At 34.4% G+C, this 22,500-nt stretch carries 21 protein-coding genes, 1 pseudogene and 1 riboswitch; of the genes and pseudogenes, 5 read left to right on the plus strand and 17 right to left on the minus strand.

Features of this window, described 5'->3' with window-relative positions; translation table 11 throughout:
* Positions 1-23 precede the first annotated feature (23 nt).
* Positions 24-2,126: a polyribonucleotide nucleotidyltransferase gene (locus J4O15_RS11515; RefSeq protein WP_208100873.1), complete on the minus strand. Its 2,103-nt coding sequence runs from the start codon at positions 2,124-2,126 to the stop codon at positions 24-26.
* A 289-nt stretch (positions 2,127-2,415) separates the two neighbouring features.
* On the minus strand, positions 2,416-2,682 hold the full coding sequence (gene rpsO, locus J4O15_RS11520; protein WP_208100874.1) for a 30S ribosomal protein S15: 267 nt from the start codon (positions 2,680-2,682) through the stop codon (positions 2,416-2,418).
* A 309-nt stretch (positions 2,683-2,991) separates the two neighbouring features.
* Here rpsO and J4O15_RS11525 point away from each other — a divergent pair, with 309 nt between their 5' ends.
* Positions 2,992-3,285: a hypothetical protein gene (locus J4O15_RS11525; RefSeq protein WP_208100875.1), complete on the plus strand. Its 294-nt coding sequence runs from the start codon at positions 2,992-2,994 to the stop codon at positions 3,283-3,285.
* Positions 3,286-3,386: 101 nt separating this feature from the next.
* On the plus strand, positions 3,387-3,956 hold the full coding sequence (locus tag J4O15_RS11530; protein WP_040457514.1) for a hypothetical protein: 570 nt from the start codon (positions 3,387-3,389) through the stop codon (positions 3,954-3,956).
* A 63-nt stretch (positions 3,957-4,019) separates the two neighbouring features.
* Here J4O15_RS11530 and J4O15_RS11535 read toward each other — a convergent pair whose 3' ends face one another.
* From J4O15_RS11535 to J4O15_RS15990, 13 genes are all read right to left on the minus strand, one after another.
* A complete protein-coding gene (locus tag J4O15_RS11535) occupies positions 4,020-4,385 on the minus strand; it encodes a hypothetical protein (protein ID WP_208100876.1) in 366 nt (121 codons plus the stop codon).
* A 101-nt stretch (positions 4,386-4,486) separates the two neighbouring features.
* Entirely contained in the window at positions 4,487-4,810 is a 324-nt protein-coding gene (locus tag J4O15_RS11540) for a hypothetical protein (protein ID WP_208100877.1), read from the minus strand.
* Positions 4,811-4,935: 125 nt separating this feature from the next.
* Positions 4,936-5,277, minus strand: coding sequence for a hypothetical protein (locus tag J4O15_RS11545; RefSeq protein WP_208100878.1), 342 nt, complete (start codon positions 5,275-5,277; stop codon positions 4,936-4,938).
* 186 nt (positions 5,278-5,463) lie between these two features.
* Positions 5,464-6,447: a diaminopimelate dehydrogenase gene (locus tag J4O15_RS11550; RefSeq protein ID WP_208100879.1), complete on the minus strand. Its 984-nt coding sequence runs from the start codon at positions 6,445-6,447 to the stop codon at positions 5,464-5,466.
* 296 nt (positions 6,448-6,743) lie between these two features.
* Positions 6,744-8,081, minus strand: a complete 1,338-nt coding sequence (locus J4O15_RS11555; protein WP_208100880.1) for an ATP-binding protein — start codon at positions 8,079-8,081, stop codon at positions 6,744-6,746.
* A gap of 220 nt (positions 8,082-8,301) precedes the next feature.
* Positions 8,302-8,616, minus strand: a complete 315-nt coding sequence (locus tag J4O15_RS11560; protein WP_009218733.1) for an energy-coupling factor ABC transporter substrate-binding protein — start codon at positions 8,614-8,616, stop codon at positions 8,302-8,304.
* Positions 8,616-9,368 carry an energy-coupling factor ABC transporter permease gene (locus J4O15_RS11565; protein WP_009218734.1) on the minus strand — a complete coding sequence of 251 codons (753 nt, stop codon included), beginning with the start codon at positions 9,366-9,368 and terminating at the stop codon, positions 8,616-8,618. The genes J4O15_RS11560 and J4O15_RS11565 overlap by 1 nt, the downstream gene beginning before the upstream one ends.
* A 39-nt stretch (positions 9,369-9,407) precedes the next feature.
* Positions 9,408-10,244 (minus strand): energy-coupling factor ABC transporter ATP-binding protein, encoded by an 837-nt coding sequence (locus J4O15_RS11570; RefSeq protein ID WP_009218735.1) that lies wholly within the window; start codon positions 10,242-10,244, stop codon positions 9,408-9,410.
* A gap of 159 nt (positions 10,245-10,403) precedes the next feature.
* A complete protein-coding gene (gene cbiQ, locus J4O15_RS11575) occupies positions 10,404-11,204 on the minus strand; it encodes a cobalt ECF transporter T component CbiQ (RefSeq protein WP_208100881.1) in 801 nt (266 codons plus the stop codon).
* 295 nt (positions 11,205-11,499) lie between these two features.
* A riboswitch (cobalamin riboswitch) is annotated at positions 11,500-11,638 on the minus strand.
* A 196-nt stretch (positions 11,639-11,834) separates the two neighbouring features.
* The gene (locus J4O15_RS11580) at positions 11,835-13,175 is read right to left on the minus strand and encodes an FAD-dependent oxidoreductase (protein ID WP_208100882.1); all 1,341 of its coding nucleotides are present in this window, start codon (positions 13,173-13,175) and stop codon (positions 11,835-11,837) included.
* A 76-nt stretch (positions 13,176-13,251) separates the two neighbouring features.
* Positions 13,252-13,692 (minus strand): hypothetical protein, encoded by a 441-nt coding sequence (locus J4O15_RS11585; protein ID WP_208100883.1) that lies wholly within the window; start codon positions 13,690-13,692, stop codon positions 13,252-13,254.
* A gap of 173 nt (positions 13,693-13,865) precedes the next feature.
* Positions 13,866-14,795: a site-specific integrase gene (locus tag J4O15_RS11590; RefSeq protein ID WP_208101297.1), complete on the minus strand. Its 930-nt coding sequence runs from the start codon at positions 14,793-14,795 to the stop codon at positions 13,866-13,868.
* Between the two features lie 90 nt (positions 14,796-14,885).
* Positions 14,886-15,008 (minus strand): hypothetical protein, encoded by a 123-nt coding sequence (locus J4O15_RS15990; protein WP_442911601.1) that lies wholly within the window; start codon positions 15,006-15,008, stop codon positions 14,886-14,888.
* A 308-nt stretch (positions 15,009-15,316) separates the two neighbouring features.
* On the opposite strand from J4O15_RS15990, the pseudogene J4O15_RS11595 reads away from it, so the two are divergent.
* Positions 15,317-16,685, plus strand: a pseudogene (locus J4O15_RS11595) (transposase).
* A 219-nt stretch (positions 16,686-16,904) separates the two neighbouring features.
* Here J4O15_RS11595 and J4O15_RS11600 read toward each other — a convergent pair.
* Together J4O15_RS11600 and J4O15_RS11605 are read right to left on the minus strand one after the other, a co-directional pair.
* Positions 16,905-18,704: a hypothetical protein gene (locus J4O15_RS11600; protein WP_208100884.1), complete on the minus strand. Its 1,800-nt coding sequence runs from the start codon at positions 18,702-18,704 to the stop codon at positions 16,905-16,907.
* Positions 18,705-18,764: 60 nt separating this feature from the next.
* Complete coding sequence (locus tag J4O15_RS11605) at positions 18,765-19,958, minus strand: IS630 family transposase (RefSeq protein WP_208100349.1); 1,194 nt, start codon at positions 19,956-19,958, stop codon at positions 18,765-18,767.
* Positions 19,959-20,600: 642 nt separating this feature from the next.
* On the opposite strand from J4O15_RS11605, the gene J4O15_RS11610 reads away from it, so the two are divergent.
* Together J4O15_RS11610 and J4O15_RS11615 are read left to right on the plus strand one after the other, a co-directional pair.
* On the plus strand, positions 20,601-20,783 hold the full coding sequence (locus J4O15_RS11610) for a hypothetical protein (protein WP_208099433.1): 183 nt from the start codon (positions 20,601-20,603) through the stop codon (positions 20,781-20,783).
* Positions 20,783-22,459: an IS66 family transposase gene (locus tag J4O15_RS11615; RefSeq protein WP_208099434.1), complete on the plus strand. Its 1,677-nt coding sequence runs from the start codon at positions 20,783-20,785 to the stop codon at positions 22,457-22,459. The genes J4O15_RS11610 and J4O15_RS11615 overlap by 1 nt, the downstream gene beginning before the upstream one ends.
* Positions 22,460-22,500 lie beyond the last annotated feature (41 nt).

The following is a 22,500-nucleotide window of genomic DNA, read 5'->3' on the forward strand; positions in this document are numbered from 1 at the left end:
GAATATTTTAAATCAAAAATACTTTAGATCAGGTCTGAAGTTTTCATAGATAAATCAATTCTTCCCTTCATAGGGTCAACCTTTATTACCTTTACAGTAACTTCATTACCTACTTTGACAACATCTTCCACCTTCTCAACTCTCTTATCCGAAAGTTTTGAGATATGAACCATACCGTCCTTACCCGGAGCCAATTCAACAAATGCACCAAACTCCAGCATACGAACCACGGTTCCTCTCATAATCATTCCGGCTTCGATTTCTATTGTAATACCTCTGATAATATCAATAGCCTTATCAATCATTGCCTGATCAGTACCTGCTACCGATACCAGACCTTCTTCGCTTATATCAATCTTTACTCCGGTATCTTCAATTATCTTATTTATAGTCTTACCCTGCTTACCTACAACATCACCGATCTTAGAAGGGTTTATCTGTATCTGTGCAATCTTAGGCGCATACTTGCTTATTTCTTTTCTAGGCTCTGATATACAAGGTCTCATACATGTATTTAAGATAAAATCTCTTGCTTCATGACATTTTGCAATAGCACCCTTTACAATATCCTGAGTAAGTCCGTGAATCTTTATATCCATCTGTATTGCAGTGATACCCATATCTGTTCCTGTTACCTTAAAGTCCATATCTCCAAAGAAATCTTCAAGGCCTTGAATATCTGTAAGAAGAACATAGTCATCATCACTATCTCCCGTTACAAGACCGCAGGATATACCTGCCACCATTCTCTTTATAGGAACACCTGCAGCCATAAGCGCCATACATGAAGAGCAGGTAGATGCCATAGATGTAGAACCGTTTGATTCAAAAGTCTCAGATACGGATCTTATAGCATATGGGAATTCCTCAGGCGTAGGAAGTACAGGAATAAGCGCACGCTCAGCCAAAGCACCATGACCGATTTCTCTTCTTCCCGGTCCTCTTGAAGGTCTGGTCTCACCTACTGAATATGAAGGGAAGTTGTACTGGTGAATATATCTTTTTGTTGTTTCTAAAAGATTGAGTCCGTCAATCTTTTGAGCCTCCGATAAAGGTGCAAGTGTAACTATATTACAGATTTGAGTCTGTCCTCTTGTAAACATTGCAGAACCATGCACTCTCGGGATAATATCAGTCTCAGCGGCAAGTGTACGAATCTGATTCATAGCTCTGCCGTCAGGTCTTTTTTGATCTTTTAAAATCATCTTTCTTACAGTCTTTTTCTGATACTGATATATAGCCTCTCCGAGTATAGGAAGCCATTCTTCCTTATCTGCAAAAGCTTCTTCAAGTCTTTGTGTAATAGCCTTTATATTCTCTTCTCTTACCTGCTTCTCATCTGTAAAAACGGCTACTTCCATTTCCTGTGGAGGTACTATCTCCTTAATAGCGGCAGTAAGTTCCTCAGGAATACTAAATGCTGTATAGGCATGCTTTTCCTTACCTACTTCCGCAACAATCTTATCGATAAATCCAATAATTTCCTTGTTTACCGAATCAGCCTTATATATAGCCTCGATCATCTTCTCATCAGGTATCTCATTTGCACCGGCTTCAATCATTATTACTTTATCTCTGGTAGAAGCTACAGTAAGCTTAAGATCTGATACAGCCATCTGTTCCTCATTAGGGTTCACCACAAAGAATCCGCCCACCATACCGACCTGTGTTGTAGCACATGGACCGTCAAAGGGAATATCGGATATTGCAGTTGCTATAGCAGAACCGAGCATAGCTGTAAGCTCGGGTGAACAATCAGGATCAACAGACATTACAAGATTGTTTAATGTAACATCATTTCTGTAATCCTTCGGGAAAAGCGGTCGCATAGGTCTGTCAATTACTCTTGATGTAAGTATTGCATTTTCGCTTGCCTTTCCTTCTCTCTTATTGTATCCACCGGGCATCTTACCTACCGCATACATTTTCTCTTCATACTCTACTGAAAGAGGGAAAAAATCAATTCCTTCTCTTGGTTTATCTGATGCGGTAGCTGTAGATAAAACCGTTGTTTCACCATAATGCATCAATGCGGCACCATTTGCCTGCGCAGCCACTCTGCCAATATCAACTCTGAGAGTACGACCTGCGAGTTCCATTGAATAACTTTTAAATTCCTTACTCATTTCATCTCCTTTTGGCTTGCCGATATTCGAGAAGAAACCTTCTTGAAACATAAAAATATGAACTAGTGATAAAAACTAAAATAAAATTTTAGTGCTTATCACTAGCTTCGGCTACAAGCCATCAATAAATTATAATAATATGTTAGAACATATTTGGTCACATAGAATAACTTCTTGCTCCAATATCCTAAAAAAGGTGGAGAAAAACTCTCCACCAATGATACGATAATCACGCAAGGCTTTCAAAGAATTTTCCTTGAACGAAATCCTTAAAACTAAAGACTTTTTATTACTTTCTAAGTCCAAGCTTCTCTATAAGTGCACGATAACCCTCAAGATCCTTATTCTTAAGATACTGTAAAAGATTTCTTCTCCTACCTACCATCTTCAAAAGACCTCTTCTTGAGTGGTGATCCTTAGGATTTGCCTTTAAATGCTCTGTCAACTCTGTGATTCTTGCTGTAAGAACTGCTATCTGAACTTCAGGTGAACCTGTGTCTCCTGTTTTTCTTGCATACTCTTCCATGATAGCTGTCTTTTTCTCTTTTGTAATCATTTGCTTTCTCCTTTGAAAAAAATCTTACCGTATACATAAGGTAAGGTTGGAGTATCCATATCTCATGTATAGGCGTTACTACCTCAAAATAATAACAAAATAGCCGGGCAATGTCAATGAAAAAATCTTATAAAGGATGTTATATTCTCTTCCCTCCCTCAATGTTTTAATAGATATTCGACTGTATAAAAAGACTTAAAGGTAGTATAATAAAATTTATTTGGGAAACGATTATTGTATTATAATTCCCGTACAATTATGGCTTTTTGATGAAAGAAAGCGGGTTTATAAAGATTTGGAGGATGAAAAATGATGAGTTTTAAAGGATATGGAATTATTATTGTTGTGGCGGATTATTTTGGCGGATTGGTTATTTTAAGTAAACTCAGTCCCTACCTTTTTAAGGCTGAAAAACAGCAGTATATTGCCCTTTTGTTGTTCCATATTATTATTACGGGAATCAATTTCTTTCTCTTAAAATATTTAAACCGAAATGAAGTTAAGCATACCGTATATAATATGAGATTGGAGTATGTAGTGCTTTTTGTAGGAATCATACTTTTTTTACCCATTTTTATGATATGTAAGGATGCCCTGTATTAAGAAGAAATATGTATTCTCACATCCGCTTATATATAGTATAATTTCTTTACAACATAATTTTGAAAGGGGTGATTGATATTATTTATCGTAAATTATTTTTCTTGTTTTTATTGTTTATCTTTACAGTTATTCCGATAAATATCTATGCCGGGGATATTCCTGAGGGACTTTTAAACTCTTCGACTGCTACCGTCTATATCGGAGAATTAAAAGCAAAAAGCAATACCGATTTTACCTTTATTCAAAAAACAAGTATAAAAGGGAATTTTAACCAAAACAGCGAGGATGTGGTTTTATGCAGTGCTAATGATATTAATTATTCGGACACTTTAAAAATCGGCAGACTATACCTCGTATCCTACGACAGTACCGGAGGTATTTCTCCTTGGATACTTGAAGTTGACGGCACTGAAATCGATACTTTAGTTATCAAAGATGACTCTTATATGGCTGAGAGAATGGCAGAATACATTCATAACGGAAGCTTTACAAACTCAGAGTCTAAGATAGTTGAAATTAAAGAGTCCGTCATCTCCACTCAAGCTGAAGTAAATAATATTGTCAATAAAACCCCTGATACCGGCAAGAGAAAAGTCCATTTGAATTTTCTTATAGGCATTATAATTATTTTACTCAGTCTTATATTTTTTATAATAAAAAAGAAAATTTAAAGTAAAACACCCTCTAAAATATGCTCTTTACTAAAAAGACTATAATGGAGGGTGTTTTAAATACTATAATACTATTTTTTTATCTTTAAACCATGCTCCTATGCACTGCCCGACTAAGCTTATCACAAAATATACACCGCCAAATGCAAGTGATTGAGCCCCGAAAACGACCATATACAGCAGCCATAAAACAGCTACTCGCAATGAAAAATACCATTGCAGACCATTATATATTGCAAATATTATTGAAGAAATAAATATAACCAATGGTATAATAATACACCACAAATACAATGCATATATCATACTATCTGACGGATGTCTTACAGGCAATAAATAAACAAAAATAGGCAATATATAATATACTACAACTATTACAATAGTATACTTATACTTTTGTACCAGACTTTTTTTCAAAAATTCTTCCATACTCTCTCCATAGCGGTTTATATATTATCAAAAAATTATACCATCATTTAAAACGGTAACTCTATGCTTTATACAATCTTTAAGTTTTCAAAATAAAACAACTATCGTCTAAGCAAAATTTTGGACATAGCAAATGCTGTCAGCTGACCGACAAGACTTAGTACAAAGAAGATAACAGCATAAATTGCTGCAGATCCGTTCAGAATAATAATATTTGGGAGCCATAATGCCGCTACAATAAAAGAATAATACCATTTAAATCCATTAATTAATGTGAAAAATACTGCTGTAAAAAATGTAAAAACAGGAAGTATCAAAAATAAAACAAACATACCGCTTCCGGTATCAACTATACAAAAAGCCGGCAATAAATAATATACAATGGCGATAATAATAAAGCAAAAATATTTTCTTAAATAATCCATCACAGTACCTCCTCGAATACATTATTGTTATTGCTCTCATTGTATCAAATAAATACTATAATACTATGTATTTTTATATAATAATTATTTAATTTATATTTTTAGCCAATGTTTAACCAATCATTTTATCTGTTTAAAAATTTATGTATTATCATACCCAAAAGCTGACCTGTCAGACTTATAATAAAAAGTATTATCATGATAATTATAAAGTCAAATTTTATAATTAAAACCGGAATCCATAATATTGCCGTTATACAAGAAAAGTACAGGTGAAAATTATTCTTAGACGCAAATATAATGGATGTTATTAAGACCACAACAGGTATATATTTTATTGATAAACTCATTAGTACTATAACATCATTCCCTAATAGCATAAGTATTGGACATAAGTAATAGACAACACATATAGCAATAAAATATCTGTAATTTTTTATTATATATTTTCTCAATAATTCCTCCATACAGCCCTCCTGTAAATAATTATACAGCTATTATAAAAATATAAGTTCACTATTATTTTTATATTAATATGATTATACCACATACCATACAATTATTTAAAATTAGCCACATTACAGTAAATATCTTTTAACATTGTTTTTCACAATAAAAAAGAGCTGAAAAACAGCCCTTTTGTATCTATATTTTTATAATAAATGTGCACGCATTTCATCAGCTGACATATCAAGAAGATATGCCGGTGCAATATCAAATACAGTATGTGCTCCTATCTTACCTTCCTTATGCATTCTATATGCAGCTCTTGAATATGCAACTATTACGGAAGCTGTAAACTCAGGATTTGAATCAAGCTTTAAGCTGTACTCAATCACATGATTATGCTCATTTTCCCAACCTGTCTTACCTGTTCTGATTACAAATCCTCCATGTGGAAGTTTTGAGTGATTCTTCTTTAATTCTTCCAATGATACAAAATGTACTGTTGTATCATAGTCTGCAAAGTAATTCGGCATTGTCTTTATCTCATTTTCTATTTTTGCCTTATCTGCATCTTCTTTTACAGCCACATAACACTCTCTTGTATGCTTTTGTCTTGTAGTAAGTTCCGGATTCTTACCGCTTCTTGCCGCATCAAGCGCCGACTCTACAGGAACTGTATACTGTCTTGCATCAATTACTCCGTCTATTCTTCTGATTGCATCGGAATGTCCCTGACTTACTCCTTTGCCCCAGAATGTATAATCACCTCCTGTAGGAAGTATTGCATTTGCATATAATCTGTTAAGAGAAAACATACCCGGATCCCAACCTACAGAAATAAGCCCGAAATGACTGCTTGCCTTTGCAGCATTGTCTACATTTGCAAAATGCTCGGGTATATTTGCATGAGTATCAAAGCTGTCTACCACATTAAAATATTTTACATACTCAGGTGTCTGCTTTGGCAAATCAGTGGCGCTTCCTCCACAAAGTATCAAAACATCTATCTCGTTTTGATATTCAAGTATATTATCAATGCTTTCCACTTTTGCATTATCTGTAAGAATGTCTACACTTGCAGGATCTCTCCTGGTAAATACCGCCACAAGCTTCATATCTTTTGTATGCTTTATAGCACTTTCAATTCCTCTTCCAAGGTTTCCATATCCTAAAATACCTATTCTTATCATTTTCTCACCGGCCTTCAGCTAAATAATCTGGCAAATCCTTTCTATTATACTATACCAAGCTTTGATACGAAAAAGGATAGAATTACCCCAAGACTCGTCTTTGAGCATCCTATCCTAAAAATGTGTATCATTCACAATAAACTATGTGTTTAGCTGTATATATGATAATACTTTTTTGAAAAATTGCAAGAAGAATTTATAATGTTATACTTTAAAAGTATACAATCTAATCTTCATTTTTGTTGACCATACAAACTTACTTGCAGATAATATTTACATTTTTATATTGTATTTAATTATAATATTTTCCAATAGCCTTGTGTATCTGAGCCTATTCGTACCAAAATGCCTTTGAATTTTAATTTTTTTATTCTTTCAGATATTGTTTTACGACTTACACTTAATATATTTGCCATTGTTTCATAAGTATAACCGGGATCAACCGCCAGTAGATCAAGAACTGCTTTCTCTCCATCAGTCACCCTCTCAGTCACCCTCTCAGTCACCTTTCCCTGTACTCGAACAATTCTATCTTCCATTGATGTGAACTTAACCATAATATCTCCCGGATTTACAATAAACTCCGGCATTGGCAGGTCTTCATCTTTGCATACCTCGCATATTTTTTCTATACCCCTACCCCAGCTCTCAATAAATCCGGCTAAATAAAATACATTTGCAATATTAGGATTAAATGGCTTTGATGCATGTTTTACAAGTAAATTTTCAACTGTCCAATTATCCGGTAGTCTACCACAGTTAGCAATATACATTTTATCTTCATAAATGCTTATCTGTATTGGCACACCATAGTTATATTGAGAATGGCATAATGCATTAAGTATTGTTTCTCTTAAGGCTGCCTCCGGTACAAAATACCTTTCTTGTCTCTGCATACCAATATATGATATTTTGGCACGCATATATTTTAAATATATAATTTCAATTATTTTATCAACAAGTTCAATCAAAGAGCCTCTAACTTCATCTTGATATATTAGTTCTGCATCAGACTCAAAATAGCCAATCTTAACATATGCACCAAGTTGCCATTGTTCAGGATCTTTTGCAAACAACATCATGGCTGCATTTGTAAGATATTCACCTGAAGTTAAATGTAACTTTTCCAACAATATTTCTTTTGGCTCCTCTAACAGCTTTGAATCAATTCTTCCTTTCTTAGCAGCCAATTCTTTAAATTTTGTAATAACAGAATCGTCTACATTTCTAATAGTAAATGCAGGTATAGGCATACTATCCCATGTTACACCATGTTTCCCATTTAGAAAGCTTTCTAATGCCGGACCGGTCAGTATCTGCTTCGTACTGCCACTACGATAATGGTAAACTCCTTTATATGAAATGCTTGTAGAATATTCCAGAACAACTATTTCAATATAATCTTTCCCACCTTCTGTTAATAAGTTTACATCAACTACAATTCCCAGAGACTGTGTGATTTTATTAGGTATATCCTCCAATAACTTTTTTGATTCAGTTATACCTACTATATCACCATGATCATTCTTTCCTATGTATAGCTTCCCACCTTTAGCGTTTGCAAAACCACATATCCACTTCAAATATTCATCACGCCAAGATTCTTTCCATTCTATATTTTGACTTTCAACCATATTGCACTCCTTATGTATAATTAACATCCTCACTTTATTTATAAAATATACCAAATAATATAAGTACCATTTTTATATAATAAAACAATATTTATACTTATATTTTATCAAATTATATATTGCAGTTCATTACTATTTTATTTTTTACCTATAATTAATCTAATAATAAAATATAAAAACTGTTGCTTTACATTCCATCTTGCAAAGCAACAGTCAATTTTTATTTTTTATTATCTTCGTGTTTTTTTCTCTCAACAAATCTTCCCATATAATAGGCGATTATTCCAACTCCTATACCTGTTTGTACACAAAAAAGAAGACTTTCAACCTCTCCCGGCAATTCCTTTCCAAGAGCTGTTTCTATAATCGGCTCAAACCACGGCTCATATTCTCCGCCCTGTATCTGTGCAACCACTTCGCTTCCGGCATCATCAGAGCCGCCAAATTCGGCATTCTTTAGCATAAATAAGGGTACTATAGCTATCAATACTGCTATTACAAGTAAGCTTATAACAAGTTTTTTATTCTTTGACATTATTTAACACCTCCTGCTAAAAATCCTATCTCCTTAAGCTCAGACTCAGCATAAGTCTTAAGTCCTATCACTATAACCACGGTAAGTAATCCCTCTATTATAGCAAGCGGAAGCTGTGTAGGGGCAAATACAAGTAAAAACTCACCTGCAGAAGCCATTACTCCGCCTTCCTTCATAGGATATGCAATGGCAAGCTGGAATGCTGTTACAACATATGTCAGTAAATCACCTAAAAAAGCCGCTAAGAAAATAGAAACATTATCATTTACCTTTGACTTTTTACAAATCTTATATACTATAAATGATACAAAAGGTCCTGCTATAGCCATTGAAAATGTGTTGGCACCAAGTGTGGTAAATCCTCCATGTGCCAAAAGAAGTGCCTGGAATATAAGAACTATAATACCAAGTATACTTACCGCACTGGGACCGAAAAGAATAGCTGCAAGTCCCGTACCTGTCATATGTGAGCAGGAACCTGAAACTGAAGGAATCTTAAGTGAAGACAGTACAAATACGAATGCTCCCGACATAGCTAAAAGTGTAATTGACTTCCTGTCCTTTGCTATTGTCTTTTTAATTGACATATACCCCGCTATTAAAAAAGGCAATGCAATAAGGCTCCATGCTATAACATGCCCTACAGGCAAAAAGCCCTCCATAATGTGCATAGCATTGGCACTGAATGGTAACGCAAAGCTAAAAGCAAGTATAATTGCCGGAGCAATAATTAGTTTCTCCTGTTTTTTCATGTAATCCTCCTTTGAAAAAATATATTTTATAAACTCAAATCAAGAGATTTGAGAAATAAACATTTTTCTAAAATCTTCAATATTTCTTGCCGGTTTAGCATCCGCTTTAAATACGGAATTTTCCACAAGTGTTTCAAAAACTTCAAGAAGTATGGGCTTTTTCAGATTTGCCTTTTTTAAAACTTCTTGATTCGCCAATACGGTAATGGGATCCGAGTCCGCTATTATATTTCCGGCACAAAATACCACTATCCTGTCTGCCCAGCGAAATGCAAATTCTAAATCATGTGTAGAAATAATAAGAGTTCTGTTATCCAGACTCATCTTACCAAGAACTTCTTCAAATATGGAAATATTTTGCGGATCCAGTGATGCTGTCGGTTCATCAAATATAATAATTTCAGAATCCATTGCTATAATATCTGCTATACTTACTCTTTTTTTCTCTCCACCGCTCAGATAATGTGGCGGTCTGTCTATAAGATGTGATATCCCCATATAATTTAAGGAATCCTGTACTCTTTTTGTAACCTCATCCTTGCTTAAGCCAAGATTCATAGGTCCGAAGCTGACCTCGGCTCTTACTGTGGAAGCTATTATCTGATTGTCCGCATCCTGAAATACAATGCCTACATTTTTTCTGAGTTCCTTTATAGAACTCTTATTTATAAGCTTATCCCTGTAATATACAGCCCCGCTTTCAGGCTTTAACACTCCGTTTATATTTAAAAAGAAAGTTGACTTTCCTGAACCGTTGGCTCCAAGTATGGCAAGCCTTTCACCCTCATATATATCAAGAGATACACCCTTTAATACTTCATGCTCTTTAGTATAGGAGTAATGAAGATTTTCCGCTTTTAATATAATATTATTCATATAAATTAACCTTTATTGTTCTGATATCAGTACAAGTAAATATAAATTTCATCAGATATAATTAAGCTGATAATAAAACCATCCTGAATCTATAAATTCCCGACTGTACCGTATTTTATGGAGTTTTAAAAAATTTCTTTCAACTTTTAATTATATATATTAAAAGCCGTAATTTAATGTAATAATCCATATAGCAAACATAATTAAAATATTCAATACTGTTATTACCAGGTTCCTTTTTTTAAGCTTTTTTTCTTCCTGTAGAAAATTTAAATCACCGTCAAAGCATCTGGCCTCCATTGCGGTATAGTATGCATTAGCTTTTTTTAAAGAGACTACAAGTATATTTCCCGCCATATTTCCGAAAGTGAAAATTGATGACTTAAAATTATGATATCCAAGTCTTGAAATTGCGGAATTACGCATATTTATATAACTTTCTATAAGAATAAATATAAATCTGTAAATAAGATTCATAAGTTCTATTATGAGTTTAGGTACATGCATACTTCTTAAAGCATTTATTATTTCATAGGGCATGGTTGATAATATAAGGCTTTGCATAATGCTTACACAGGCAAGTACCTTTATCATAAGTTCAAAAGCTTCTATAAGCTGTATTCTTGAAGTATGGATATAGATATTAAAAATTTTAATATAAAACTCTCCGGCTTGCCCAAATGATAAGCCAAAGGCAATACTTATACTTGCAAGAACTATAAAACCAAGAGGTGCAAGAAGCATTGAAATATATTCAAAAATATCCATACCACCCAGATTTACAGTTATAAAAAACATTAAAAAAAGTATATATGTGGATACAAAAATATTGTTAAATACTATTGTTAAAATAAGTGTTATTAAAGCAGATATAAGCTTGTACTCGGGATTTATTTTTTTTAGCTTTGAATTAAAAGCATATAAATCTATGCTGAAATAACCTCCATGTTGATGAGCCATATAAATTTCCTCAAAAAAATAACTGCCTAACAAAGGTGTAAAGATTGTCAAACCCGATGATCCCTTTGTAAAACAGTTAATAGATTATAAACACAATCAGTAAACCAAATTATAAGCATAAAAATACATTATAAAATGATTAACTAAAAATTATAAAACTTTATTACTGAAAGTTTCCGGGATCGTAAAACTCAGTTTCTGATATATGCGTAAATAAGATGTCCTAAAATTCTATAATTAAAACTCATCATTTAAAATATAAATTTCTCACATCTCAACCACATATCACATAGATGTATCCTGACTTAAATTCCGGTAAAATTTATTTTATCGGAAGATTCTCCCTTCCCAATTTTATAAATAAAATCAGTGGTAAATAAGAATCTGTTAATTATCACAGTAGCGTCCCTGTGCGGGATTCTCACCCGACTTCCTATGCAAAGCATAAAATCTATGTTTATTAAGAAAATCTTATCATAATACTATATTAAAATCAACAAAGAATAAAAATGAGCTGCCGTTTAAGAATACACAAAATACGGTAAACTAAAATAAATTTAACTGATATTTTGCATTATACTCTTTAAAACGACAGCCCGTTTATTATTTATCTATTTTTGTATTGCAAATTTACATTGCAAATAAATCATTTAAACTCTCAGACATTGTAGGATGTGTAAATATAAAGTTTGCTATATCCTTTGCCTTTATTCCATAATCCATTGCAAGCTTTATAAAATTAATCATTTCATAGGACTCTTCACAGAAAAGTTCCGCACCCAGAACAGTTCCATCCGCTGCAACCAATGCCTTTAGTATTCCATCTGTTTTTCTTAAAACCTTTGCCTTTGGAATGGCATTTGCACTAAGGCTTAAAACTCTATATTCCACTCCTGCAGCCTTTGCATCCTTTTCGCTCATTCCAACTCTTGAAAACGGCGGATTGATAAATACTGAATAAGAGAAAGCTCCTCTGTTCTCAGTAGTTCTCTTATCCTCTCCCATTATCTCATCCCATATAATTCTACTGTCATCCAAAGAAATATATGTGAATTGAAGCTTACCGCATACATCACCTGCAGCCCAGATATTATTTGCACTTGTCTTAAGATGCTCATCAGTCTCTACGGCACCCCTATCATTCAGCTTAACCCCTGCATTTTCGCATCCAAGACCGTCAGTATTCGGTCTACGACCTACAGCAAGTAATATGGCATCAGAGTCCAAAGTCTTTGACTCTCCTGCAACCTCATAATATAATTCACCTTCTTTTGCCTTAGTTACCTTTGCACCTGTAACAATCTCTACACCCTTAGCTTCCAATACTTCACGAATAGCCTTTGCAATATCCTCATCTTCTCTTTGTAAGAATACTTCACCATCCTGAACTATGGTTACCTTACTGCCAAAATCAGCATACATAGAAGCAAATTCAAGTCCAATATAACCACCACCTACGATAGTAAGTTTTTTCGGTAATTTCTCAAGATTCATAATAGACTCTGATGTATATACACCTTTACTGCTCACACCTTCAATCTTTGGTATTACAGTAACAGAACCTGTATTTATAATAAACTTCTCGGCTTCAATTTCAATATTTCCGTCTTTAGTTGAAACAATGATATGATGATCATCTTTAAAAGATGCCATTCCGTCAATGATATCCACACCTGTACTTGCTATCTTATCATAATTTGCCTTATTAAGAGCAGCTGTCAGTTTTTTCTTTTCTGCAACCGCCTCCTTGTAATGCTGTGCTCTTTTCTCAAACTCCCCGGTTGGAGATTTGGATGCATCTGTTATAAGACGCTTTGAAGGAATACAACCCACATTTATACAGGTACCTCCATACATATTCTCATCTTTCTCAACCAAAGCAACACTCTTGCCTGCCTTACTAAACTTTGCAGCAAGTGTCTTTCCCGCTTTACCGAAACCGATAACAACTATATCATAATTAGCTTTCATAAGCTTTTCTCCTTTACTTATATTTTGGAGGTATTATACACCTAATTTTATACAATTGAAATACTTAAATAAAAAACTATATTTCTCCATCAATACAATACTCCATATTCCCGCTATTCCATATATACATAATAGCTGATACAGGATTTTTCCCTTCATCCCAAAGCCATCCTGAGTAAGTAGTTGTATTTCCAAAGTACCCTTCTGTAATAATTTCAAACTCTGAATCTTTATGACTTCCCATAAATTCCTCTAAAGATACAGCATTCCCCATGAAGCGACCTTTACCTAATGTTTTATTAAAAATCAATACACTGCATAGGTCTAAATCACAATTTTTAAAACAGATTTCACCTGTATATTCTTTTTCTTCATTGTCGATATATCTAAATAATGTATCCGGCTTTAGAGTAAGTATTTTATTATGGAATTTAATTCCCCTTATTCTGCTGTTTTGAAGGCTAAAAATAATATTGCTGTGTCTGTCATATATAAATTTGTTTAAATTTTTGTCCATGATTTACTCCTAAATGAACCTAACACAGTAGAACTTTTTAATTCTACTGTCTACTTATCTTGAATCTACATTGTATTATATTATATATTGTGTATTGGATTTTAAATATACCACAACAGTCCTTCATCGGTTATAAAACTATATTACAGGCACTCCTATATACAATGCTTTCTTTATAAAAGATTTGAAAGCGATCTCATCACAAGGTCTATATCCTGATTCTCCAGTTCCTGTATCACATGAAGATATGTTTTCTGTGTAGTGGTCATACTGGCATGCCCAAGCCTTCTTGCTACACTGGCAATAGAAACTCCGGCATATAGTAAAATGGAGGCATGTGTATGGCGAAGACCATGTACTGAAATAATAGGTATATTTAATTTTTTGCAATATCTTACCAAAATATCATTGACTGTAGAATTATAGACCTTGCCATCCTTTACAAAAATAGGCTTATCTGACGGAAGATCTTTTACCAAGGTTGCAAATTGCATAACTACCTGCCAGTCAATCTGCACCTTTCGTACTGATGACTTGTTTTTTGTGGGTGAAAAACCTCCACCTTCCTTATAATTCCACGTCTTATTAACAGATACCGTCTGATGTGCAAAATCAAAGTCATTAGGTGTTATTGCAAGTCCTTCTGAAAATCTCATTCCTGTCTTAGCCAAAAGTAAAATAAACCAGTCCCAACTCACTTCATCCCCCAGAGTCAGGCTCTTTAAAAGGCTGTGCAGTTCAAACTGGTTTAAATACTTAATTTTCTTTTTTGACGGAATCCTGCCCTTTATAATAACTTTTCTTGTCGGATCTTTTGGTACAAGTCCCTCATCTACCGCATCCAAAATGGCACCTTTTAGCTGATGATGAAAATCCATGGTAGTCTGACGCTCATGCTCTTTTGCATAATCATTAATAATCTGTTGATATTCAACCCTTGTTATATCACATAGCCGAAGGTTTGGAACAAGCTTTTCCACCCAAATAAGACTCATCCTATATTTTGACAATGTCACATCTCTGATGGCACCTTCTTTGTATATTGATATCCATCTTCTGTATATTTGAAAATTGTATTGGTCTATTTGAGCTAAATATAAAATCAATTCTTACTTTTGCTCTTGATAATGCAACAAAAAATGCACATCTATCCTCATAAGGTTGATTTTTAAAATTCTAAAATGCTGAATCCTCTAATCCAACAAAAATATAGTATCGTATTTAAGATCACCTTTCTTAAAGTCCATTACCATCTCTCTTTTTTCGCCATATACCAAGCATTTGGTGTATTCCCTACCACTTCGGTACTTCTTCACTAAAGCGAAGTTTTCCACTTTTACTTCTTCGCCATCTTTTCAAACATATCACAATTTGCTTTTACTTCCTCTAAGATTCTATACATCTAAAAAACTGACTAACTCTTCAAGAAACTGTATTCTCAAGGTTTGGTTATCCAGTTTCCTATAAATTCCTTTCGCTTCTATTTCTAATAGGCGTTTGCGAAACGCCAAAAGCCATATAAATACGACACTTTTTTGTTACTAAATATAAAAATCTCCTCTAGGTCTGTGATATAATGGAGTTGCACAAAACCATAAACCACATCCCGAAAGGAGACATTACTATGATATCACAAAAACAACTCTCTTTGGCAGATATTTTTGAAGATTGTAAAGATATTTTTGAATCTGACAAACCTCAGTTTCTTACTCTGCTGGAAAATCATATTGACCTTGATGAAATTATTCCGTTTTCTTTTTACAATCATTACTATGCAGCCACAGGCAGAAATCGCAAATATCCTTTGACTGCTATGCTTTGGGCTTTGATTATTCAACGTCTGTTTTCTATTCCGACAGATTCTCTTTTGCTTGTCTTTCTTCATTATTCCAGACATCTGAGAGAATTCTGTGGCTTCACCAAAGTTCCTGATGCTTCTAAAATCACTCGTTTTAAACAGGATTTTTTATCGGACTTACAAGCTGTTTTTGATAAGCTTGTTGATTTAACTGAACCGATATGTAGGGATATTGATAACAACCTTGCTTCTATGCTCTTGTTTGACACTTCAGGTATTGAAGCTTATGTAACCGAAAATAATCCTAAATACGCCAACCGCATTATCAGGCAGCTCAAATCCTATGCAAAATCTATGAATTTTGATAGTTCTTATGACCCTTATAAGGTAGCATATGCTTCTATGCCAACATCAGCTTCATCAAACCATGAGGTTAAACAGCAGTACATTAACGGGCATTTCTGCTACGCTTACAAGTTCGGTATTATTACCAATGGGCTTGGAATTGTTCGTTCCATTGATTTCTACAATAAGGATTATCTTGCTTCCCATCCTGACATTGTAGTTGAAAAGAAAGCAAAGTCACCGGATGAAGACAAATCGCTTGCTGATTCCAAAGCTTTACTTCCTACCTTAAAGGACTTTAAAACAAGGCATCCGGGTATTAAACCATCTATATTCCTTGGTGATGCAGCCTTTGATACCATTGAGATTTACAAATCACTTTTTGAAGATTTCAATTTCCAAAAAGCATTTATTCCTTTAAAAGTTAATCTCTCAATGGATAATATTAAATATACCTTCAATGAAAATGGTATTCCTTGTTGCCCTCATGATTCTTCACTTCCGATGAAACGTGAAGGAAGTAAATCCCATTTAAGGAGCAAGCTGTCTACAATAAAGTTCGTTTGTCCAAAAATGAAATGGGAATACAACCGACAAGACAAGTCCAAAAGACGTGTCTGTCACTGTGACAATCCCTGTACAACTTCTTCCTGCGGTAGAATGATTTATGTTTATCCTGAAAAGAATCTCAGAGCTTATCCCGGAGTAGAACGAGGTTCTAAAGAGTGGGATGAAACATATAAGATCAGGGTAAATGTTGAAAAATCAATCAATCACTTTAAGGATAGTTTCTGCATTGCTAAACGGAAAACAACAAATGAAAAAACACTGCATTCCGATTTACTGCTAGCCGGTATATCACAGTTATTAACTGTAGTTGTTGCCGATAAAATCAACCAACGACAACATATCAGAAGTTTAAAATCTTTAATTGCTTAGGACTTATCAACTTTATATAAGCACTATGCTTATTAAAGTGCGCCTAAATCTTGTAGTTATCAACTTTTTAGCTTAAAATTTGTGCTTTGCACAAATTTATCCTTGTATGCAATAAGGATTGCGAACGAGCTCAGCGAGTTTCGCAATTACCTACTATTTCTAAATCTATATCTTTCCAAACTCTTTGTTTATAATCCCCTTTTCCGTCCCCCCAATATTGATATGGTTTCTTCCAAGAATCATAATTATACAATTTATCGTAAGTTTCATCATAGGAAACTTGCCTATACTGCTCAAATCCTTCCTTATATAATCCATTGATTGTATCTATAATATGTTGAGCACATACTTGTGTAAGGTCACTGTCTTTGCTAAAAATCTGTTCGGTTTTAGCAATTAGACTAGTTTTACACTCACTAAATTCTTTAATAAATTCCTCACCACCACTTTTTTGGAAAGTTCCATAAACATCAGCAGTTTTTCCAATTCCATAATGGTTAACTGCTCCTCTTAAAGAAGAATGATATATACACATAATTTCATCTTCAAACTTATTCTGGATGCTAGAACTTTTCATCTCTAATTTTTTTATATATTCTATTGCTAACATTCTAATTTCTCTGATTTTCTCAAAGGTTTTATCATCTACTTTACTACGCCTTAATATTTCCAAAGATGATAAAGAAGATAGTAATTCAGAATTATAATCTGAGTACATTCTCATCAAAACATCCTCAATGTATGTCTGAAAATTTTTTCGATTTTCTATTAGTACATTCTCATCCATATCTCTGATAACTTTTTTGTCTAGTGAAAAACCAGCTATTGTGTCAATTAAATAAACATTATCATCACAAAAATTTATACCCTTTCGTTTCATTATCTCTAATGCCTGATTTTTCTTGAATTTAATACCATTACATCTATCACCCTCAAACCCTGTAATTTCATCTAAATCTCCAGCTTTGTCAATCCCCATAAGAATAACTCTATACCGATTATCTTTATCTTCCTCAATAAGTGTTTGCTTTAATATCGAATCCAAAACTTCATAACCTGCTATAGCGTTAATTTCATCACACATTATAGAAATTGAGTCCTTTTGTTTTATATAGTTTTGAATGTCTGGTCTTTCTCCTCCATCAATTCCCCTCGTATCAAAAATCGAACCCACGAAGTCAGGAATAGATTGAGGAGTATCGCTCGTGCTGATATGAATAGTAATTTTTTTCGGCATTGGAGCTTCTTTAACTTTACCACAATTAACATCTGAGAACAGCTTTTTTAACCAAGAATTAAAAGGATTATCACCTTTCTCGTATGAGAGTTTATTTCTTCTATTGTAATTAATAATTTCCAAAATTTCTTTCTCAATGTCTTTGTCTTCAAACTCTTTTAGAATCTCAATAGCAGACAAGTTTAGTGGTATTGAAGCCATATTCTTTATCAGTTGTTTTTCTTCTTCTGCAAGAATATTTCCATCATTATTATCAATTGTTTTTAAACTTCGAACAAATTCCAAGACTAAATTGTTGAAAAAATCTTCTTGGACAGGTTCGATAATTAACTCCGTTTTTTCTCGATTTGGAATAATTTCTGTTTCACAAATAGTAGTCCTTCCTGTTCCAGTTTTTAGCAAAAAAACATCATCAATTTTTTTCTTGCTATTTCGTTCAGAAAAGTCTAAAAGACCAAACATTGCACAAATTGCACTAGACTTTCCAATTCCAACTTTTCCATTAAAGAAAACATTATATTTCTCTACACTACAAAAATCTCGAATTTTTAAAGATCTATCGTTTATATGTTGAGACATTTTTTTGATTAAAGGATGATTATCAACAGATTGAATCTCTTCATTGATGGAAGAAATTTCAATACATCTTCCCAAAACTTCTTCTCTTCTTTTCTTTAACATTTCATTTGACATGAATATCACCTTCCATTATCAAGATATTTAACATACTATACCTAGTGTATCGAATAATTATTAACTGTTACAAACTTCATTGGTTTTAACTCCTGCTTCAATCGCTTCGACAACGCTAATTTCATCCATTTTATATGACCAACGATAAACGACCGGTTCTCGATTGACTTCATCGAAGTAAAGGTAGATACGACGCTCCAACTCTTCCTTTGATTCTACCCTGATACCTTTGAGCATCTGTTTCGTCATTTTGCTAAAGAAGCTTTCTATCATGTTAAGCCAAGACCCATGCTTAGGCGTAAACACAAATACAAATCTTCCTTCGGGGCGAGTAGCAAGGTAGTTCCTTGTCTCCTTTGATTTATGCGCTGAATGGTTATCACATACTATGCGGATGATATCTCCTTCAGAATAACGATCATCGAGCTTTTTAAGTAGTTCTATAAAATCAGAACTTTTATGTGTTGTGCTAACATAAGGGATTGCTTCACCTGTTAGCAGATCTATTCCGGCGAGGAGTGATAAGGTTCCGAGACGCTTATATTCAGCATCTCGCATCACACAACCGTTTCCGACCGTAGGGCGAAGATCATCTCCTGTAGTGGCAATAGCCTGTATTCCCGGCTTTTCGTCACAGGATACTGTATGTACCATCGGTTCATCTACCGGGATAATAAGCTGACCGTTTTCATCGAACTGCATGCTCACCTGTTTATACACCAACAGTACATCATGCATCTTGGACTCAAACTCAGGATCACGTTTTTCGCAGTAATACTTTATTTTGTGAGGCTTTATATCAGAGTTTTTTAGTATTTTTTGAACCATGGGTTTTGTTATTGTTTCCAAACGTGGGTAACCTGCCTCGACTGCATGAGTCTGAATATGCTGATGTAGATTTTTAAGTGTCCATAGCTCCTGTGCATAACCAAGATTAGCAGGACGCTGACAAGCAATATCTATAATCCAGGCAACAGCGTCATCCGTGATCTCAACAGGGCGACCTTGACGCTGAGTATCAAATAATGCACTTTTGGTTCCGCCGTCCATATATTTTTTGATGCATAGTTGCACGGTAGAAGGACTTATATCGTATATTTGTGCAATAGTACGAATTGGAGTTCCGTTACATCTGTCCAACAATATATGAGCTCTGATAACTACTTGAGCCTGTATGGTTCTTTGCTTGATCAATGTTCGTAGGTATTCATAATCGCCTTCATTAAGAGTTAAGGAAGTTGGTTTTCTCGGCATAATAGGCACCTCTCTTTTTAGAATAATCCTATTATACCATAGAATAATTATTTGTGTCGGTTATTTAATTAATGATATACTAGATTATTCATGGCAACATCATGAACGTGGCTGAAAGCCATATAATTACTATATTTTAACAAAATATTGCTTTCACCTAGTAAGTGAATAAAAAAAGAGCGTCCATTTGTGGTAAAATTAAGGTGCTAAAACTCAATATAATCACACAAAGGAGCCCTTTATGAGTATTGTAAACACCTTATCACTTGAAAGCAATAGAAAAATTAAAATTAATTTCGATGGAGGAGATTTATCGTTACTGTACACGGGTAGTATATTCCCATTGTGAAAAATGCCGAAAATTATTTTCTTATTTTATTATGAGTGATTCGGTTAGTAGAGTTTTTGTTGGTAACTCTGCCAACCGAATTTTTTGTATTTAAGTTATCAACAGATTTTATCTATATCTATCCTATACAGAATGATTTCACTATCATTTGTGGATAGTTCTACACAATCTGTGTTTGAACATGGTTTTTTTTAAGAGTTATGAACATGGCAAAATAACGAAGGGACTTTGTCGTCAAATTCGCATAAATACAACATTTCTGATATAATCTTACCATGAAATGAGGTGAGTATATGAATCATATTTCCGGTAAGATAGAACAGCTTTTAGCCTTACAAAAAACATTATGTAAGGAATACGAAAAGGAAAACAAGGTACTTTTGGAAACAATCGAAGCTCAGAAAGAGCAAATATATCTTTTGGAGCGAATTGTTAATAATCAGAATAAAATAATCAAGGAACTGGAGAAATCATAATGAGAATTCCCTTTGAATATATTGGTGCTTTACAACAGGAAAACAAAATACTAAAAAAGGAAGTTGCCGATTTTAAATCAGGTGAGCGCTTTAAGCAGATTCAAAGGGAACATCAAAAGTTGATCGATGAGTATCGTAGGCAGATAAAGCAACTAAACCTTGTTATTGAAGGTCTTCATAGGGATGTAAAAAATGCATGGAAATGGTGTGAAGAAGCATACGAGGACGCACTTAAAGAACTACATGCATCAATGAAAGAGTTGAAACGTGGGTTAAAAGAGAAAGAAAAGAAGTGGTTGTTATCAGAACGTGACAGGGAACAGGCGTTGTCTAAGATTACTGACCTTTGCCGTGAAAACAGCGAATTAAAAACTCAGCTTGATGATGAGAAAGGACGAAATAAAAAACTTTTAGCACAGCTAAACCGTGACTATGAGAATTCCTCCATTCCGTCATCACAATCAAGAAACCGCAGTAAAATTCCAAATAATCGTGAGTGTACCGGAAGAAAACCCGGGGCACAGCCGGGCCATGCCCACCATGGAAGAAAGAAACAGATACCAACTCAGGTCATTTGCCTTCCGGCACCAAAAGAGGTGGCAAAAGATCCGGGTTTTAAGAAGACAAATAAGACTATTATCAAGCAGCTCGTTTCTGTTGAGTTGATTATGAATGTAACAGAATATCAAGCGGATGTATACTACAATTCCACGACCGGAGAGCGAATCCATGCGGCTTTTCCAAGTGGTGTTGTTGACGATGTGAACTATGATGGCAGCATCAAGGCACTTTTGTTTTTGTTAAACACAGACTGTGCTGTTTCTATTGACAAAAGCAGTCGTTTTCTGTCAGATCTTACCGGTGGAAAACTGAAAATATCAGGAGGCATGATAAATAAACTCTGCCATGAGTTCTCAAAAAAAACAAAAATAGAGCAAAAAAAGATCTTTGCAGACCTGCTGTCTTCTGCGGTTATGCATACAGACTGTACAAATGCTAGGGTAAACGGAGAAAGTGCATATGTATATGTATGTGCAACACCGGATGAACAGAATGTTCTTTACTTCGCCCGTGAGAAAAAGGGGCATGAAGGTGTAAAGGGAACTGTAACAGAGGATTTCCAAGGTATTTTGGTACACGACCACGAAATCACCTTTTATAAGTATGGCAATGCCCATCAGGAATGTCTCGCACATGTACAACGGTATCTGAAAGACAGCATGGAAAATGAGCCATCTTTGACCTGGCACCGCAAGATGAGAGAACTAATCCGGGAAATGGTACATTACAGAAATGAGCATGCAGATGATGCACATTTAGATCCCAAGATCGTATCTGACTTTGAAGGAAAGTACCAAGAAATCCTTGAAAAAGCTGGGGAAGAGTACATACTTCATGAGCCAAGTCCTTATTATCGTGATGGATACAATCTGTATCGCCGGATGCAGAAATATAAAGCGCAACATCTACTCTTCCTGCATGATATGAGGGTGCCAACTACAAACAATACAGCAGAACGCTGTTTAAGAGATTATAAGAGGAAGCAGACTTTTGCAATGACATTTCGAAGCTTTGAAAGCATCGAAGAATTATGTCAGAGCAAGGGTGTGCTGCTTGGAGTACGGAAAAATAATCCAAACCTTTACACTGCTGTCAAGGAAATCTTTAATAGATAATATGGAGCCTGAACGGCGTGTTAGACTCCATAAGTTTAATA

Source organism: Lachnoanaerobaculum sp. Marseille-Q4761 (assembly GCF_017565785.1).
Lineage (GTDB): Bacteria > Bacillota > Clostridia > Lachnospirales > Lachnospiraceae > Lachnoanaerobaculum.

Excerpts from the sequence above, each read along its gene's own strand:
- J4O15_RS11535 (WP_208100876.1), bottom strand. The coding sequence starts at position 4,385 with ATGGAAGAATTTTTGAAAAAAAGTCTGGTACAAAAGTATAAGTATACT.
- J4O15_RS11580 (WP_208100882.1), bottom strand. The coding sequence starts at position 13,175 with ATGAAAGCTAATTATGATATAGTTGTTATCGGTTTCGGTAAAGCGGGA.
- rpsO (WP_208100874.1), bottom strand. The coding sequence starts at position 2,682 with ATGATTACAAAAGAGAAAAAGACAGCTATCATGGAAGAGTATGCAAGA.
- J4O15_RS11610 (WP_208099433.1), top strand. The coding sequence starts at position 20,601 with ATGAATCATATTTCCGGTAAGATAGAACAGCTTTTAGCCTTACAAAAA.
- J4O15_RS11615 (WP_208099434.1), top strand. The coding sequence starts at position 20,783 with ATGAGAATTCCCTTTGAATATATTGGTGCTTTACAACAGGAAAACAAA.
- J4O15_RS11560 (WP_009218733.1), bottom strand. The coding sequence starts at position 8,616 with ATGTCAAAGAATAAAAAACTTGTTATAAGCTTACTTGTAATAGCAGTA.
- cbiQ (WP_208100881.1), bottom strand. The coding sequence starts at position 11,204 with ATGGCTCATCAACATGGAGGTTATTTCAGCATAGATTTATATGCTTTT.
- J4O15_RS11570 (WP_009218735.1), bottom strand. The coding sequence starts at position 10,244 with ATGAATAATATTATATTAAAAGCGGAAAATCTTCATTACTCCTATACT.
- J4O15_RS11540 (WP_208100877.1), bottom strand. The coding sequence starts at position 4,810 with ATGGATTATTTAAGAAAATATTTTTGCTTTATTATTATCGCCATTGTA.
- J4O15_RS11555 (WP_208100880.1), bottom strand. The coding sequence starts at position 8,081 with ATGGTTGAAAGTCAAAATATAGAATGGAAAGAATCTTGGCGTGATGAA.
- J4O15_RS11525 (WP_208100875.1), top strand. The coding sequence starts at position 2,992 with ATGATGAGTTTTAAAGGATATGGAATTATTATTGTTGTGGCGGATTAT.
- J4O15_RS11585 (WP_208100883.1), bottom strand. The coding sequence starts at position 13,692 with ATGGACAAAAATTTAAACAAATTTATATATGACAGACACAGCAATATT.
- J4O15_RS11565 (WP_009218734.1), bottom strand. The coding sequence starts at position 9,368 with ATGAAAAAACAGGAGAAACTAATTATTGCTCCGGCAATTATACTTGCT.
- J4O15_RS11600 (WP_208100884.1), bottom strand. The coding sequence starts at position 18,704 with ATGTCAAATGAAATGTTAAAGAAAAGAAGAGAAGAAGTTTTGGGAAGA.
- J4O15_RS11550 (WP_208100879.1), bottom strand. The coding sequence starts at position 6,447 with ATGATAAGAATAGGTATTTTAGGATATGGAAACCTTGGAAGAGGAATT.
- J4O15_RS11605 (WP_208100349.1), bottom strand. The coding sequence starts at position 19,958 with ATGCCGAGAAAACCAACTTCCTTAACTCTTAATGAAGGCGATTATGAA.
- J4O15_RS11515 (WP_208100873.1), bottom strand. The coding sequence starts at position 2,126 with ATGAGTAAGGAATTTAAAAGTTATTCAATGGAACTCGCAGGTCGTACT.
- J4O15_RS11545 (WP_208100878.1), bottom strand. The coding sequence starts at position 5,277 with ATGGAGGAATTATTGAGAAAATATATAATAAAAAATTACAGATATTTT.